We start from the raw sequence: 13,521 nt of genomic DNA, 5'->3' as shown, positions 1-13,521 counted from the left end.
GCGGGCCGGCGGCTTCATCCCTCCAGCGTCGTGGTCGCCGGGTAGTGCTTGTCGAGATGGCGCTTGATGATCCGCAGGTTGCGCGTGTTCGATCGGAAGAAGAAGTCGGGGATGGCGCCGACGAAGGGGATCATCCCCAACGCCCAGTCGATTCCGATATTGCCGAACATCCGCGCCATCTGGATCTTCGACACGCCGATGTTGCGCGCCTCCCACGCCATCCAGGTGCCGACCGCCGCAGCGATTGTGCTGCCGGCGACCGGAATCATGTCGAGAATGACGTCCATCCCAACCTTGCGGTTGGTGCCGGGGATGACGAACAGACCTTCCATCACGCGCTCCATCGCTTCGACGCGGCGGCGGACCGACAGGGCGTCGCGGCCCAGGGGAAGGGCATCGAAGGTCATGCCGGGCGTTATGGGGGTGGCGCGTGGGTTCATGCAATCTAGTTGGTGTCGGGGCGGAGCCGGTTCAACGGGTGCCATGCGCGACTATTGGCCTGCCACTGTCGAAGCCGGGTAGCGACCAGCGACCAGCGTAACGGCCGCGCCAAGGGAATGAACGCGACGTCCTCGTTCATTGCCGCATCGGCCGCGGCGATCCGCACGCCGCGTTCCGCCAGCGTCGGAGCTTCGCGAGCGGCTTCGAGCGCGGCCTGGGCAGCATCGCCACACGTCACGCAGGCCGTGGCGAGATACCAGCGCGCACTGTCATAGGGAGCCACCGTGTCGACCAGTTTCAGGTCTGCGGCGTCGTCGATCCCAACGCGCACGGGGGTAATGCCGATCGCCATCAACGAGGCGGCGACCTGCGCGTACAGCAACGTCGCGCCCGGCCCGGCGGGGAGCGCGATCCGCAGCGTGATCGGTCCGCCTGTCCACGCGGCCACCCGCTGTCGGGCGGCAACGCGGCGTTCGTCCTGCGTCAACAGCGTCCAGGCGGGGACCTGCGGCAATGATGCGGAGTCGAGGATGTCGGGCAGGATGCGGTCAGCGGGATCCCATGCAGGCGCGATCGCCGTGGTGAGCGCGGTCCGATCGATCGCTTCCGACACTGCCGCGCGATTAGGGGCATCGGCGAGAAAACCCTCGCGGCGGACGATCGCTAGTCCGAACAGGCCGACCGCAGGGTCGACGCGTACACTGGCCGGCGCCACGTCCGCGGTCGCCAGCAACGGCCAGTCGATGAAGCTGCCACCGCTGACCAGATCCGAATCACGGTTGGCGAACCGGGCGATGGCCCGTGCGGCGCGTTCGCCGATGAGCCGTACGTCTTCCTGCGGCCGCGCCTCGCGCTGATCGTCCGGATCGGCTTGGCCCGGATCGAACGCGGGGCGCAACAGCGGCGCGCGGCCCCGATGTGCGATTCGGAACGGGCCGGTGCCCCCCGAAGGCCGAAGCCGGAGCAAGGCGAGTTCGGGCTGCGCGAACAGCTTGAGCAGGTCCGGGCGGGGGCGCGACAGCCGCACCTCGATCACTTGCGGGGTCATCACGACGATCTCGTCGATCGCGGTGAGGAAGGGGGCCAGCGGATTGCGCGAGCCATGGCGGCTTCCGTTCGCGGCGATCGCGCCGCCGATCTGGCGCTGGAGCATGGCGACGACCTGCTCGGCGGTAACCGGCGTACCATCACCCCAATCGCCTTCTCGCAGGCGGAAGATGTAGCTCATGCCGTTGTCGATCACGATCCAGCGCTCGGCGATGCCCGGTTCGATCTGTCCCGCGGCATCGAACCGGACGAGCCCTTGCGCGGTCGAATCCATCATCAGGCGGGCAGGGGTGTCGAGCGCAACGCGGCTGGCGTCGGCAAGGCGCGGCGCGGATCCGATCGCGCTCACGATCACCGCGCCGGTATCGGGCCGTCGATCGCACCCGGCCAATATCGCGGACCCGGCAAGCAGGAAGCTGCCGGCGAGCATCAGTCTACGAGCGCGCCGGGCAACCCGAATGGTGCGGACGGCGGGACTCGAACCCGCATTCCTAGGGAGGGAGATTTTAAGTCTCCTGCGTCTACCGGTTTCGCCACGTCCGCACACGGCCCCAACAAGACGAGGTCGCGCGCAGGGTCAACCCATCTTGCTCGAAGTATCACATATTCCATGCCCCTGACGCGCGTGTCGCGTGAGGGTCGGTACCGCTCACACGTTCAGACGTGCGCGCATTTCCTTGCCTGGTTTGAAGTACGGCACGCGCTTCGCCTCGACCTCGACGACTTCGCCGGTACGCGGGTTGCGACCCGTGCGGGCATCGCGTGCGCGCGTGGAGAATGCGCCAAAACCGCGCAGTTCGACCCGGCCATCGGCAGCCAGTCGTTTCGATATCTCATCGAAGAAGGTGCTGACGATCAGCTCCACTTCGTTAGGCTGCAGGTCCGGATGCGCCTCGGCGATCTTAAGGACCAGTTCAGATCGGATCATTCGAGCCCCCGCCCATCTAAAGCACTTACATATTGATACAGGTCAATCTGCGAGGCATTAGCACTAATCCGGGCACAGTCAAAAACCAAAGTGACCTAGACAAGAAAAAGCCCGGCATGTTCGAGACATGCCGGGCAATTTCAACGGTAAAGCGTGACTTTACTTCTTCTCGGCGTCCGTACGGGCCTTGAGAGCCTCGCCCAGGATGTTGCCGAGGGTCGCGCCGGAATCCGACGAACCGTACTGCGCCACAGCCTGCTTCTCTTCGGAGATCTGCATCGCCTTGATCGAGAAGGTCGGCTTCTTCGAACGATCGAAGCCGGTGACCATCGCGTCGAACTTCTGGCCGACCTGGAAACGCTCCGGACGCTGCTCGTCGCGATCGCGACCCAGATCCGTGCGCTTGATGAAGCCGGTCGCGCCATCGTCGCCCTGCTGCACTTCGAGGCCCGCGTCGCGGACTTCGAGGACAGTCACGGTAACGACCGCGTTCTTGTTCAGCTTGTCGCCTGCCGCTGCGATGCCGCCGGCCGATGGCCCGCCGCGCTCGAGCTGCTTCATGCCGAGCGAGATACGCTCCTTCTCGGCGTCGATGTCGAGCACGACTGCTTCGACGGTCTCACCCTTGCGATGCAGGTTGAGCGCGTCTTCACCCGAAACGCCCCAGGCGATGTCGGACATGTGGACCATGCCGTCGACATCGTTGTCGAGGCCGATGAACAGACCGAACTCGGTCGCGTTCTTGACTTCGCCTTCGACGGTCGAACCGATGGGATGAGCGGCAGCGAAGGCCTCCCAAGGATTGGCCTGGGCCTGCTTGAGGCCGAGCGAGATGCGACGCTTCTCGGAATCGACTTCGAGGACCATGACGTCGACTTCCTGCGAGGTCGACACGATCTTGCCCGGATGGACGTTCTTCTTCGTCCAGGACATTTCCGACACGTGGACGAGGCCTTCGATGCCCGCTTCCAGCTCGACGAACGCACCATATTCGGTGATGTTCGTGACGCGGCCGGTGAGCTTTGCGCCGACCGGGTACTTGACCATCGCGCCATCCCAGGGATCGCTCTCCAGCTGCTTCATGCCGAGGCTGATGCGCTGGGTGTCCTTGTTGATGCGGATGATCTGCACCTTGACGGTGTCGCCGATGTTCAGGACTTCGCTCGGGTGACCGACGCGCTTGTAGCTGAGATCGGTGACGTGCAGCAGGCCATCGATGCCGCCGAGATCAACGAACGCACCGTAATCGGTGATGTTCTTGACGACGCCGTCGATGATCTGGCCCTCGGCCAGGCTGAGGATCAGGCCCGAACGCTGTTCTGCGCGCGTCTCTTCGAGAACGGCGCGACGCGACACGACGATGTTGCCGCGCTTGCGGTCCATCTTCAGGATCTGGAACGGCTGGGGGATGTCCATCAGCGGGGTGACATCGCGCACGGGGCGGATATCGACCTGCGAACCGGGCAGGAACGCGACGGCGCCGTTCAGGTCGACGGTGAAGCCACCCTTCACGCGGCCGAAGATCACGCCTTCGACGCGGGTCGTCTTGGAGAATTCGGTTTCCAGCTTGTCCCATGCGGCTTCGCGACGGGCGCGATCGCGGCTAAGCATCGCTTCGCCGTGGACGTTCTCGACGCGGTCGACATAGACTTCGACTTCGTCGCCGACCTTGAGGTCAGCCTTCTGGCCCGGCGCTGCGAATTCGCGAAGCGGCACGCGGCCTTCCGACTTCAGACCGACGTCGATGACGGCCATGTCGTTCTCGATGCCGGTCACGGTGCCATGCACCACGCGGCCCTCGAAGCTGTCGGCGTCGCCGAGCGTTTCGTTCAGCATCGCCGCGAAATCGTCGCGGGTCGGCATTACCTGGGTTGCCATAGAATTCAGTAATCCTAGTCTGTTTCCGGCCAAGCGGTTGGGTCCGCTGGTCTTGGCCTTCGTTGCCGCGACGACCGAATGTCGGCACGGCATCCGGACGGCACGAAGGCTGCGGAGGACGTAGACGCTGAATGCGAAAACGGCGCGTGAGACTCGTGGGTCTCCGCGCCTTCCTCCACGAGCATCGCTCGCCGGACGCTTGCTTGTAGCCGAAACCGTGTCTCGGAGCAAGTTCGTCGACGGTTCGTTAGGGCCGCTTCACCACAGGAGCGAAGATTTGAACGAACGCGGCATTCTCGTGCTGGGCTGGGTCGCCACCGTGACGGCGATCGTGATGTACCTGTCGTACATCGATCAGATCATGCTGAACCTTTCGGGGCAGAAGGGATCCGTGGTCCAGCCGTTCGCGACGATGGTGAACTGCGCGTTGTGGGTGGGGTATGGGTTTTTGAAGGACAGGCGGGATTGGCCGATCGTCGTGGCCAATGCGCCGGGGGTAGTGTTCGGGGCGGTGGCGTTGGTTACTGCGCTTTAAGGAGGGGCGCTCGCTCTTCCCTGTTCTCCCGCGTGTTAGTTCGCGGTAGATTATCCCGACTCCCGCACCACCCGGCGGAGGCCGGGGCCCAATTGGGGGACGGTACTAACTTCAGACCGCGCTTCGTTACTGCGGACGTTCCAATTGGGCCCCGGCCTTCGCCGGGGGGGTAGGGAGGGGGAGGTGTAGCTTAAACCGAAGCCGCCTTCTTCGCCCGCTGCGCCTCAACCAACGCCACCGCCCGCTGCACCGAAGCCTCGATCGACAAAAAGCTCGTATCCAGCAACGCAGCATCCGCCGCCATCACCAAGGGCGCGGTAGACCGCCCACTATCCCGAGCATCCCGAGCCCGAATATCCGCCAGTACCCGATCCTTGCTCGCCGTGCCACCCCGAGCCTGCAACTCCGCATGCCGCCGCTGCGCCCGGATATTCGGCGTGGCCTTCACGAACAGCTTCGCATCCGCATCCGGCGCGATTACCGTGCCGATGTCGCGCCCGTCGAGAATCGCGCCACCCTCCTGCGCCGCGAACCGCTTCTGCCGGTGCAGCAACGCCGCGCGGACCAGCGGATGTGCCGACACCACCGACGCGAGCGCGCCGATCTCGTCGTCGCGCAACGCCGGATCGCTCAACAGTGCATCGCTGAAATCGCACGCCGCGACCGCGTCCGCTTCGGTTTCCGGATCGAGCCCCATCCGCGCCACGCTCAGCGCGACCGCACGGTAGAGCAGCCCGGTATCGAGATACGGCAGTTTGTAATGCTTGGCCAAGGCACGTGCGATCGTGCCCTTGCCCGATGCCGCCGGACCGTCGACTGCGATAATCATTCTTATTCCCCCCGTCCGGTCAGCGCATCGAGCGACCGGAAGAACACGGGATAGCTCGTCGCCACCGGCGATACATCGTCAATCGTGACGGGCTCGCTGCTCCCAAGTCCAGCCACCACCATGCTCATTGCGATGCGGTGGTCGAGTTTCGAGGCAACCCGAGCGCCACCGCGAATCACCGCGCCGCCCGAGCCGGTGATCGCCATGCCGTCTTCGAACTCCTCGCAAACAACCCCGCAAGCTTCGAGCGCGATCCGCATCGTCGTGATCCGGTCCGATTCCTTGACCCGCAACTCATGTGCGCCGCGGGCTATGGTCGTGCCGGTCGCGAAGGCAGCGGCCACGAACAGCACCGGATATTCGTCGATCATGCTCGGCGCGAGATCGGCCGGCACCTCGATCGCAGTCAGCGGCGCATGCCGGACCCTCAGGTCCGCGACCGGCTCGCCACCGACGGTGCGCTGGTCGAGCTCGGTGATATCCGCGCCCATCATCCGCAAAGCCGTGACGATCCCGATCCGCGTCGGGTTGAGCCCGACGTTGCGCACGACGATATCCGACCCCGGCACGATCGACGCCGCCACCAGCCAGAACGCCGACGACGACGGATCGCCCGGTACGACGATATCCTGCGGCTTCAGCTCCGCTTCGCCGGTGATCGAGATGATCCGCCCGGCCTCGGTTTCCTCGACGGTCAGCTTGGCGCCGAACCCGGTCAGCATCCGCTCGCTATGATCGCGCGTCGCGACCGGCTCGATGACTCTCGTGATCCCCGGCGTGTTGAGCCCGGCCAGCAAAATCGCCGACTTCACCTGCGCCGACGCGACCGGCAGCGTGTATTCGATCGGCACGGCGGGACACATCCCGCGCACCATCAACGGCAGCCGCCCACCCGGTGAAGACGTGATGTCCGCCCCCATCTGCGACAACGGCTCGATCACCCGCCCCATCGGCCGCCCCGACAGTGAGGCATCGCCAGTAAAAGTGCAGGTGATCGGATGGCTCGAAACCAGTCCCATCAGCAACCGCGTCGACGTCCCCGAATTGCCCATCTCCAGCGCGGTCTCGGGCTGGAGCAGTCCACCGACCCCGACGCCGTCGACGACCCAGATGCCATCGTCCTGACGCTCGATCGTCGCGCCCATCGCCCGCATCGCGGCGGCGGTGGCGAGCACGTCCTCGCCCTCCAGCAATCCCTCGATCCGGCTGGTGCCGACCGCGAGACTGGCGAACATCAACGCGCGGTGGCTGATCGACTTGTCGCCGGGAACCGCGATCGAACCGGTCAACGGACCGCGCGCGACGACGTCGAGCGGCTGGGGAAGGGGGTGTGTCATGGGGCCGGGCTTTTGACAGTGGCCTTGCGCTATGGCAAGGCGCGCCCACTTTGCGAGGGTATCCCCCCGCAATCCATTCATCCGAAAGGTTCTATCGGCATGATCAAGCCGGAATGGGGCACGAAGCGTTCGTGCCCGAAATGCGCGACGCGTTTCTACGACCTCGAAAAAGCCGACCCCGTGACCTGCATCGAATGCGGGTATGCGTGGGAGCCCGAGCCCATCCTCAAGTCGAAGCAGCCGCTGCCGTTCGAGGTCGCCAAGCCCGACACCAAGAAGCCCGACGCGGATCTCGAGGGTGACGAGGAAGAGGACATCGCCTCGATCACCGGCGAGGACGAAGAGCCGTCGGCGGACGACGAAGTCGATCTCGGCGGCGACGACGACCTCGGCGTCGAGACTCCGCAGGACGAACACGAGCGTTGATCTGAGAAGATCGGCGTTGGTTTGAAAGAAATTTGGCAAGCGGTGTTTACGCCGCTTGCCAACCCGGGCGGGTCCGGTTAGTGACCCGCCTCCCAACGGGAATGGGGCCGTAGCTCAGCTGGGAGAGCGTTCGCATGGCATGCGAAAGGTCAGGGGTTCGATCCCCCTCGGCTCCACCATTTCCGTTACTCTGCTGAAAATTGCAGTATTGAGTTGGGTAATCCGCTGGTTCACCGGGCGGCTGCTATACGCGTAGCGGGACCTGATGATCACATGCACATGTCCGCACAAAGCGCGGTGTTTTCCAACTGTAGTCGCAGGACGATCTCAGCTTAGCCACAGGCGCGCCGAGGACGTGAGGCGAGTTCGTGTGTCCTTGGGCCCGGCAAGACTGCGGCAAACCAAGCAGCTGTCCCCTCGCTAACGCCCCCGACGCGTCGAGGACCTCCTGCATTTGCTGAGCGCATCGCGGGATCAATTACAAAGATGATACAGGGCTCCTTGCGATCACCTACATGATCGCGGACGGGGGACGAAACGCCAGTCTTTCGCTGAAGCTGTCGTTGCGGAACGTTCCCGCTGGCGTTCTCAAAGTCCGTAATTGCCCGATCCTCCTGAACCTATCGGCGGAGGGGCAGGTCAGGCAGGCGATCAGACCGTCTAGCTGGGGAGACTTGCCGAGCGTCAGCTTGCCGCCGTTCAGCTCGGCGAGCTCCCGCGCAGCCGGCCAGCCGGTGACGATCCAGAGCCGGTTCGAGAATGGCTTTGTCCACGCCGCGTTCCTGGTCGCTCCGGGGGCAAGGTGATCGCACTTGGCGCGGGGTCGGCGGCCCGCCGCGTGGCCCGCCTGGTCCTGGCGGGCCCGGTCGTGATGGCTACGATGGTCCCGGTCGCGGTCCGGGTGCTCCCCCGCCGCCGGCGGCCGGCATGGCTCCCCCACCGCCAACGGCTTCTGATGCAGTCGCTCCAGCACCGGGTGCCGCTCCCGTCGGAGTGCCGGCAACCGCGCCAGCCCGGCAAGCTACACCAGCGACCTGAAGTCGTTCGCCCGGCTGCGACAATTGGGAACTAGCGTGGAACCGGTATCACGCCGGCTCTGCGTTATCGCCGTATCGGCGCGGTCTGCAATTGTCGGCCGCGCTGCGCCGGTCCGGGCGTGCGCACCCAGTAGCGGCCGGTCACCACCAGCGGCAGCGCGAGTAGCAGGCCCGCACCGACGTCCCAGGCGCCGTCGCCGATAAGCCCTGCGCCCAACCCCGCGACGGTCGACACGCCGAGCAGGATCGGCAGTGCGAAGATCTGGCTATTGGTCTTGTGAGTCATGCGATTTCTCCCGCCATCACGACTTCGCGGACGCGCTGGTCGCTCGGACCGCCGCGACGACGCAGCCAAAGATACAGCCCGCTGCCGAGCACGATGATCGTCAATATGTCGAAGAGCGCCCAGATGATCTTCATCGCGAGGCCGCCGTAATTTCCGAAATGCAGCGGCTGCGCGAGCAGCATCGCCTGCATGTACCAGGGCATCGGCACGACCGCGTCGAGCCGTCCGGTCGCGGCATCGACGAAGCCCGGCAGCAACAGCTTCGACGTCAGTGGCGTCGCACCCTTCAGGAACACGGCGTAATGATGCTGGCTGCTGAAGACGACGCCTGGGAAGGCGATGAACTGCGGCTTCATGTCGGGCGCCTTGCGTTGGACCGCGTCGAGCGCTGCCTGGACCGGAGCGCGTTGCGCGGGCAGCGGCGTCCGTGCTTCGCTCGCGATGATCTCGGCGAGGCCGTTCGCCTTCCAGATGCCGGTGATCGGCACGACGAACGTGTTGATCGTCCCTGTCACGCCGACGACGCTCGCCCAGACGAGCGTGACAATGCCGAGCAGGTTATGGCGATCGAGCCACCCCAGCCGCTTGCTACGGCCGCGACGTAAAGTGCCGAAGTCGAGCTTGGCCATGAACGGTGCGTAGAGCACCACGCCCGAGACGATCGCGGCGAAGAACAGCAGTCCCATCACGCCGAGGAAGATTTCCGCCCAGAAGCCGAGCAGCATGTCGGTGTGCAGTTCGAGGATGAACGCCATCACGCCAGGTACATAGGGCGGCATCTTTGCGCCCGTACGCGCGTCAAAGGCGAGGAAATGCATCGCTGCGGGGACCGCATCGGGCGTCGGGCCGGTGGTGACGTAGACGATCGGCCGCTCTTCGTCGAAGCTGATGTAGAGCGGGATTTCACCGGGAGCCGCCTTCGCCGCGCGCGCCAGAATGGCATCGAGCGACAGCGGCGGCGTGTCCGTTGGCAGCGCTGCCATCGGCGCAGGCGGGTTGAGCCAGCCGTCGATCTCCTCTTCGAAGATCAGCGGAAGACCGGTCACGCAGAGCATCAGCAGGAACGCGGTGCAGATCAGGCTCGTCCACTTATGGACCAGATACCAGGTCTTGATCGTGCCGCGAGTCATGCGCGGGGAACGAGAAAGTCAGAGGGAAGGTGCTGCCAGATGGTCACCGGCACACAGGTACAGATTTGATAACGATGTGCAATAGCGATGTATGGGCGGGGCGTTTGCTCAACTGATCCTCCCCCGCGAAGGGGAGGTGGCTGGCGCTTGCCAGACGGTGGGGGAGGCAAGGACAACCGCTGTTGCGTGTTCCTCCCCCTCCGTTACCTTTGGTGCCACCTCCCCCTGGCGGGGGAGGATTTCAGGAAAAACCGCGCGTCAGGCTACGCCGGCGCCGCCGGTGACGCCGTAGACTTCACCCGTGATGTAGCTCCCCTCTTGCGACGCGAGCAGGACATACACCGGCGCGATCTCGACCGGCTGGCCGGGGCGGCCGAACTGGCTCTGCGAGCCGAAAGTCTCGACCTTCTCCGGCGGCTGTCCACCGCTCGGCTGGAGCACCGTCCAGAATGGTCCCGGCGCGACGACGTTGGCGCGGATGCCCTTCTCGATCAGTTGTTTCGCGAGACCCTTGGTGTACGCGACGATTGCTGCCTTGGTGGTCGCATAGTCGAGCAGATTGTCCGACGGATCATAGCCCTGCACCGAAGCGGTCGTGATGACCGCCGCGCCAGCGGGTAGGTGCGGGACGGCCGCCTGCACGAACCAGTGCAGCGCATAGACATTCGTCTTCATTGTCTGGTCGAAATCGTCGGTGGAGATGTCGGCGACGGTCGGCCGCGTCTGCTGGCGTCCGGCGTTGACGACCAGCACGTCCAACCCGCCAAACGCATTGACCGTCTGCTTGACCGCGGCGCGACAGAACGCCTCGTCCTTCACGTCGCCCGGCAGCGTGAGCGCCTTGCGCCCCTCCGCCTCGATCAATGCGACGACTTCCTTCGCGTCGGCCTCCTCGGCGGGGAGATAGACGATCGCGACGTCGGCGCCTTCGCGCGCATAAGCGATCGCAGCGGCACGACCGATACCGCTGTCGCCGCCGGTGATCAGGGCCTTGCGCCCCGCCAGCTTGCCCGAACCCTTGTAGCTCGTCTCGCCGTGATCCGGTTTGGGCTCCATCTTCGACGCAATTCCCGGTGCTTCCTGCGGCTGTTGCGGGAAGGGGGGCTGCGGATATTGCGTGCGCGGATCTTGCATGGTGAGCCGGTCGGCCATGGGTTGCTCCTGTCTAGAGTGAACAGGGGCAACCCATGTCGGCGCGGATAGGTTGCAACTTATTTGAGCAGGATCAACGCCTTCGACAGCGTCATGTAGATTCCCCAGAGGATCGGCAGCCCGACTGCCAGCCACGCGAAGACGACCACCGGCGAGGTGCCGGCTTCCGCCGCGACCGTCCCGCCGGCCACCGTTTCGACCGCGATCGGCCTGTCGTCCGCCGGCATGTGGAACTTCGCCGCGACCGGCCGCACGAACAGGTTCGCGACGAACCCCGCGACCAGCATCGCCGCCAGCACCCAGAAGATCGGCGGATAGATATCGCCGCGGGGCACACCCGCCGCGATCGCGCGGTCCCGCATGTTGGCGACGAGCAACGGCCCGACCACGCCCGCAGTCGACCAGGCGGTCAGCAACCGCCCATGGATCGCACCGACGTATTTCGTCCCGAACAGATCGGCGAGATACGCCGGCGCGGTCGCGAAACCACCGCCGTACATCGACGCGAGGATGCAGAAGACCAGGATGAACAGGCCGAGCGTCGTGCCGGCCAGTGCCGGTGCCGCCAGGCCATAGAGCAGCGCGCCCGCCACCAGGATGGTCGCGAACAACGGCTTCCGCCCGATCCGATCGGACAGCCACGCCCAGAAGAACCGCCCGCCGATGTTGAACAGGCTGATCGCACCGACGAACCCTGCACCGACCGCTGCCGCCGCCTTTTTCTGGTCGTCGTCGAACGCGGTGAACAACACGCTGGGCGCATCGATCAGGCGTCCGCCGAACAGTTCCTGCAGCATCGGCGAGGCGATGCCGATGATCCCGATCGACGCGGAGACGTTGAAGAACAACACCAGCCACACCAGCCAAAATTGCGGCGTGCGGTGCGCGTTCGACAAGGCGACGTTGAAGCGGCTGATCGAGGCTTTCGCCGAAGTCGGTGCGGTCCAGCCGGCCGGCGCCCAACCCTCGGCGGGCACGCGGTAGCCGATCGCGCCGGCCATCATGAACACGAAATAGACGCAGGCCAGCACCAGGAATGTCTGCCAGACGCCAACGCCCGCGGGGCTGGCGAAATGCTTCATCAACAGGTCGGCGAGCGGCCCGCCGATCATCGCGCCGCCACCAAAGCCCATGATCGCCATGCCGGTCGCCATCCCGCGCCGATCGGGAAACCATTTGATCAGCGTCGACACCGGCGAGATGTAGCCGAGGCCAAGCCCGATCCCGCCGATCACGCCCGACCCGAGCCAGATCAGCCACAACTGATGTGTCGCGATGCCGATCGCGGCGATCCCCATGCCGCCACACCAGCAGAACGCCGCGACGATGCCGGCCTTGCGCGGTCCGGCACGTTCGAGCCAACCGCCCCAGATCGCGGCGGCGGCACCGAGCACCACGAAGAACAGCGTGTACGTCCAGACGAGATCGCTCACCCGCCAGTCGCAGGTCGTCGTGGTCAGCGCGCCGAGCAGCGAGAGGTTTGGGCAGGCGACCGGGTCCGAAATCCCGATCGCACGCGACAGCGGCAGCCAGAACACGCTGAACCCGTACGCCATGCCGATGCACAGGTGGATCGCCAGCGCACACGGTGGCACCAGCCACCGGTTGAAGCCGGGCGCGGCGACGGTTCGGGCTCTGCTGAGAAAGCCCTCCGCGCCCAAGTCTCTCGTGTTCGGCATGCAATCCCCTGTTTATTATCGCTTATATGCCGGACGATGGTCGATCACGCGGCGAATGTCACCTCGAGTGGTTCGAATCCTTCGATCGTCGCGCGCACGCTTTGTCCGCGCTGGATTGGGCCAACGCCGGCCGGGGTGCCCGTGAAGATCAGGTCGCCCGGGGCCAGTTCGACGAAGGTCGACAGCGTCGCGATGATCTCCGGCACGCTCCAGATCATCATCGACAGGTCGCCCGACTGACGGGTCTCGCCATCGACGGTGAGCGCGATGCTGCCCATGGTCGCGGGAATGCCCGCGGTAATCGCGGAGATGGGCGCGGAACGATCGAAGCCCTTCGCCATGTCCCAAGGTCGGCCCGCTTTCTTCGCGACCGCCTGGAGATCGCGCCGCGTCAGGTCGATGCCGACGCCCGCACCGAAGATCGTCGCGGCGGCATCGCCCACGCTGATATCCTTGCCGCCGGCACCGAGCGCGATCACCAGTTCGACTTCGTGATGCAGGTCTTCGGTCTGCGGCGGAAAGGGCAGGGTCGTGCCGTTGGACACGACAGCGTCGGCCGGCTTGGAGAAGAAGAACGGCTCCTGGCGATCGGGATCGGATCCCATCTCGCGCGCGTGATCGGCGTAGTTCTGGCCGACGCAGAAGATACGGCGGACGGGAAAGCGGTCGTTCGTGCCGGCGATCGCGATGGTCGGCGCGGTGATCTCGGGTATCTGCATGAATGCTCCTTCTCCCCCCTTCATCGGCTGCGAGCGCCCGGTTTGCAACGCGCCGGTCTGCAACGGGAGCGGAACGTCTTTCGACTCAGGCGGTTAC

The 13,521-nt window shown here is 65.2% G+C and carries 14 protein-coding genes and 2 tRNA genes; 4 read left to right on the top strand and 12 right to left on the bottom strand.

Translation table 11 applies throughout. The features are described from left to right. Positions 1–14: 14 nt before the first annotated feature. The 5 genes from AC1MLZ_RS06410 to rpsA all read right to left on the bottom strand — a co-directional run bounded on the left by AC1MLZ_RS06410 (position 15) and on the right by rpsA (position 4,294). Positions 15–440, bottom strand: a complete 426-nt coding sequence (locus tag AC1MLZ_RS06410) for a DUF4112 domain-containing protein (RefSeq protein WP_480960910.1) — start codon at positions 438–440, stop codon at positions 15–17. 5 nt (positions 441–445) lie between these two features. After that, the gene (locus AC1MLZ_RS06405; protein ID WP_480960909.1) at positions 446–1,918 is read right to left on the bottom strand and encodes an ABC transporter substrate-binding protein; all 1,473 of its coding nucleotides are present in this window, start codon (positions 1,916–1,918) and stop codon (positions 446–448) included. Between the two features lie 29 nt (positions 1,919–1,947). Further along, positions 1,948–2,031, bottom strand: a tRNA-Leu gene (locus AC1MLZ_RS06400). 106 nt (positions 2,032–2,137) lie between these two features. Then, positions 2,138–2,416, bottom strand: coding sequence for an integration host factor subunit beta (locus AC1MLZ_RS06395; RefSeq protein WP_176501355.1), 279 nt, complete (start codon positions 2,414–2,416; stop codon positions 2,138–2,140). Positions 2,417–2,575: 159 nt separating this feature from the next. Continuing rightward, on the bottom strand, positions 2,576–4,294 hold the full coding sequence (rpsA, locus tag AC1MLZ_RS06390; protein ID WP_480960908.1) for a 30S ribosomal protein S1: 1,719 nt from the start codon (positions 4,292–4,294) through the stop codon (positions 2,576–2,578). Between the two features lie 277 nt (positions 4,295–4,571). On the opposite strand from rpsA, the gene AC1MLZ_RS06385 reads away from it, so the two are divergent. Further along, positions 4,572–4,829 (top strand): SemiSWEET family transporter, encoded by a 258-nt coding sequence (locus AC1MLZ_RS06385; protein WP_480960907.1) that lies wholly within the window; start codon positions 4,572–4,574, stop codon positions 4,827–4,829. A 190-nt stretch (positions 4,830–5,019) separates the two neighbouring features. Here AC1MLZ_RS06385 and cmk read toward each other — a convergent pair whose 3' ends face one another. Both cmk and aroA read right to left on the bottom strand, forming a co-directional pair. Continuing rightward, the gene (gene cmk / locus AC1MLZ_RS06380) at positions 5,020–5,658 is read right to left on the bottom strand and encodes a (d)CMP kinase (RefSeq protein WP_480960906.1); all 639 of its coding nucleotides are present in this window, start codon (positions 5,656–5,658) and stop codon (positions 5,020–5,022) included. Between the two features lie 2 nt (positions 5,659–5,660). Next, on the bottom strand, positions 5,661–6,995 hold the full coding sequence (gene aroA / locus AC1MLZ_RS06375) for a 3-phosphoshikimate 1-carboxyvinyltransferase (RefSeq protein ID WP_480960905.1): 1,335 nt from the start codon (positions 6,993–6,995) through the stop codon (positions 5,661–5,663). Positions 6,996–7,094: 99 nt separating this feature from the next. On the opposite strand from aroA, the gene AC1MLZ_RS06370 reads away from it, so the two are divergent. From AC1MLZ_RS06370 to AC1MLZ_RS06360, 3 genes are all read left to right on the top strand, one after another. Continuing rightward, entirely contained in the window at positions 7,095–7,421 is a 327-nt protein-coding gene (locus tag AC1MLZ_RS06370) for a TIGR02300 family protein (protein WP_031395784.1), read from the top strand. A 103-nt stretch (positions 7,422–7,524) separates the two neighbouring features. Then, positions 7,525–7,600 (top strand) — tRNA-Ala (locus tag AC1MLZ_RS06365). A 336-nt stretch (positions 7,601–7,936) separates the two neighbouring features. After that, entirely contained in the window at positions 7,937–8,227 is a 291-nt protein-coding gene (locus AC1MLZ_RS06360) for a hypothetical protein (protein WP_480960904.1), read from the top strand. Between the two features lie 295 nt (positions 8,228–8,522). Here the strand turns inward: AC1MLZ_RS06360 and AC1MLZ_RS06355 are convergent, their stop codons facing one another. From AC1MLZ_RS06355 to AC1MLZ_RS06335, 5 genes are all read right to left on the bottom strand, one after another. Beyond that, entirely contained in the window at positions 8,523–8,744 is a 222-nt protein-coding gene (locus AC1MLZ_RS06355) for a hypothetical protein (RefSeq protein ID WP_480960903.1), read from the bottom strand. Next, positions 8,741–9,874, bottom strand: a complete 1,134-nt coding sequence (locus tag AC1MLZ_RS06350) for a PepSY-associated TM helix domain-containing protein (protein WP_480960902.1) — start codon at positions 9,872–9,874, stop codon at positions 8,741–8,743. Before AC1MLZ_RS06350 ends, AC1MLZ_RS06355 begins: the two co-directional genes overlap by 4 nt. Before the next feature lie 258 nt (positions 9,875–10,132). Beyond that, positions 10,133–11,026, bottom strand: coding sequence for an SDR family oxidoreductase (locus AC1MLZ_RS06345; protein WP_480960901.1), 894 nt, complete (start codon positions 11,024–11,026; stop codon positions 10,133–10,135). A 59-nt stretch (positions 11,027–11,085) separates the two neighbouring features. Next, entirely contained in the window at positions 11,086–12,705 is a 1,620-nt protein-coding gene (locus tag AC1MLZ_RS06340) for an OFA family MFS transporter (RefSeq protein ID WP_480960900.1), read from the bottom strand. 44 nt (positions 12,706–12,749) lie between these two features. Further along, positions 12,750–13,424 (bottom strand): fumarylacetoacetate hydrolase family protein, encoded by a 675-nt coding sequence (locus tag AC1MLZ_RS06335; RefSeq protein ID WP_480960899.1) that lies wholly within the window; start codon positions 13,422–13,424, stop codon positions 12,750–12,752. Positions 13,425–13,521: the final 97 nt, after the last annotated feature.

The organism is Sphingomonas sp. PEI4, assembly GCF_056679955.1.
This window is presented reverse-complemented; position numbering and strand designations above follow the sequence as displayed.

What these genes read in the sequence shown, in the direction of transcription:
- AC1MLZ_RS06370 (WP_031395784.1), top strand. Translation starts at nt 7,095, where the DNA reads ATGATCAAGCCGGAATGGGGCACGAAGCGTTCGTGCCCGAAATGCGCG.
- AC1MLZ_RS06360 (WP_480960904.1), top strand. Translation starts at nt 7,937, where the DNA reads ATGATCGCGGACGGGGGACGAAACGCCAGTCTTTCGCTGAAGCTGTCG.
- rpsA (WP_480960908.1), bottom strand. Translation starts at nt 4,294, where the DNA reads ATGGCAACCCAGGTAATGCCGACCCGCGACGATTTCGCGGCGATGCTG.
- AC1MLZ_RS06335 (WP_480960899.1), bottom strand. Translation starts at nt 13,424, where the DNA reads ATGCAGATACCCGAGATCACCGCGCCGACCATCGCGATCGCCGGCACG.
- AC1MLZ_RS06340 (WP_480960900.1), bottom strand. Translation starts at nt 12,705, where the DNA reads ATGCCGAACACGAGAGACTTGGGCGCGGAGGGCTTTCTCAGCAGAGCC.
- AC1MLZ_RS06405 (WP_480960909.1), bottom strand. Translation starts at nt 1,918, where the DNA reads ATGCTCGCCGGCAGCTTCCTGCTTGCCGGGTCCGCGATATTGGCCGGG.
- AC1MLZ_RS06345 (WP_480960901.1), bottom strand. Translation starts at nt 11,026, where the DNA reads ATGGCCGACCGGCTCACCATGCAAGATCCGCGCACGCAATATCCGCAG.
- AC1MLZ_RS06395 (WP_176501355.1), bottom strand. Translation starts at nt 2,416, where the DNA reads ATGATCCGATCTGAACTGGTCCTTAAGATCGCCGAGGCGCATCCGGAC.
- AC1MLZ_RS06410 (WP_480960910.1), bottom strand. Translation starts at nt 440, where the DNA reads ATGAACCCACGCGCCACCCCCATAACGCCCGGCATGACCTTCGATGCC.
- AC1MLZ_RS06355 (WP_480960903.1), bottom strand. Translation starts at nt 8,744, where the DNA reads ATGACTCACAAGACCAATAGCCAGATCTTCGCACTGCCGATCCTGCTC.
- cmk (WP_480960906.1), bottom strand. Translation starts at nt 5,658, where the DNA reads ATGATTATCGCAGTCGACGGTCCGGCGGCATCGGGCAAGGGCACGATC.
- aroA (WP_480960905.1), bottom strand. Translation starts at nt 6,995, where the DNA reads ATGACACACCCCCTTCCCCAGCCGCTCGACGTCGTCGCGCGCGGTCCG.
- AC1MLZ_RS06350 (WP_480960902.1), bottom strand. Translation starts at nt 9,874, where the DNA reads ATGACTCGCGGCACGATCAAGACCTGGTATCTGGTCCATAAGTGGACG.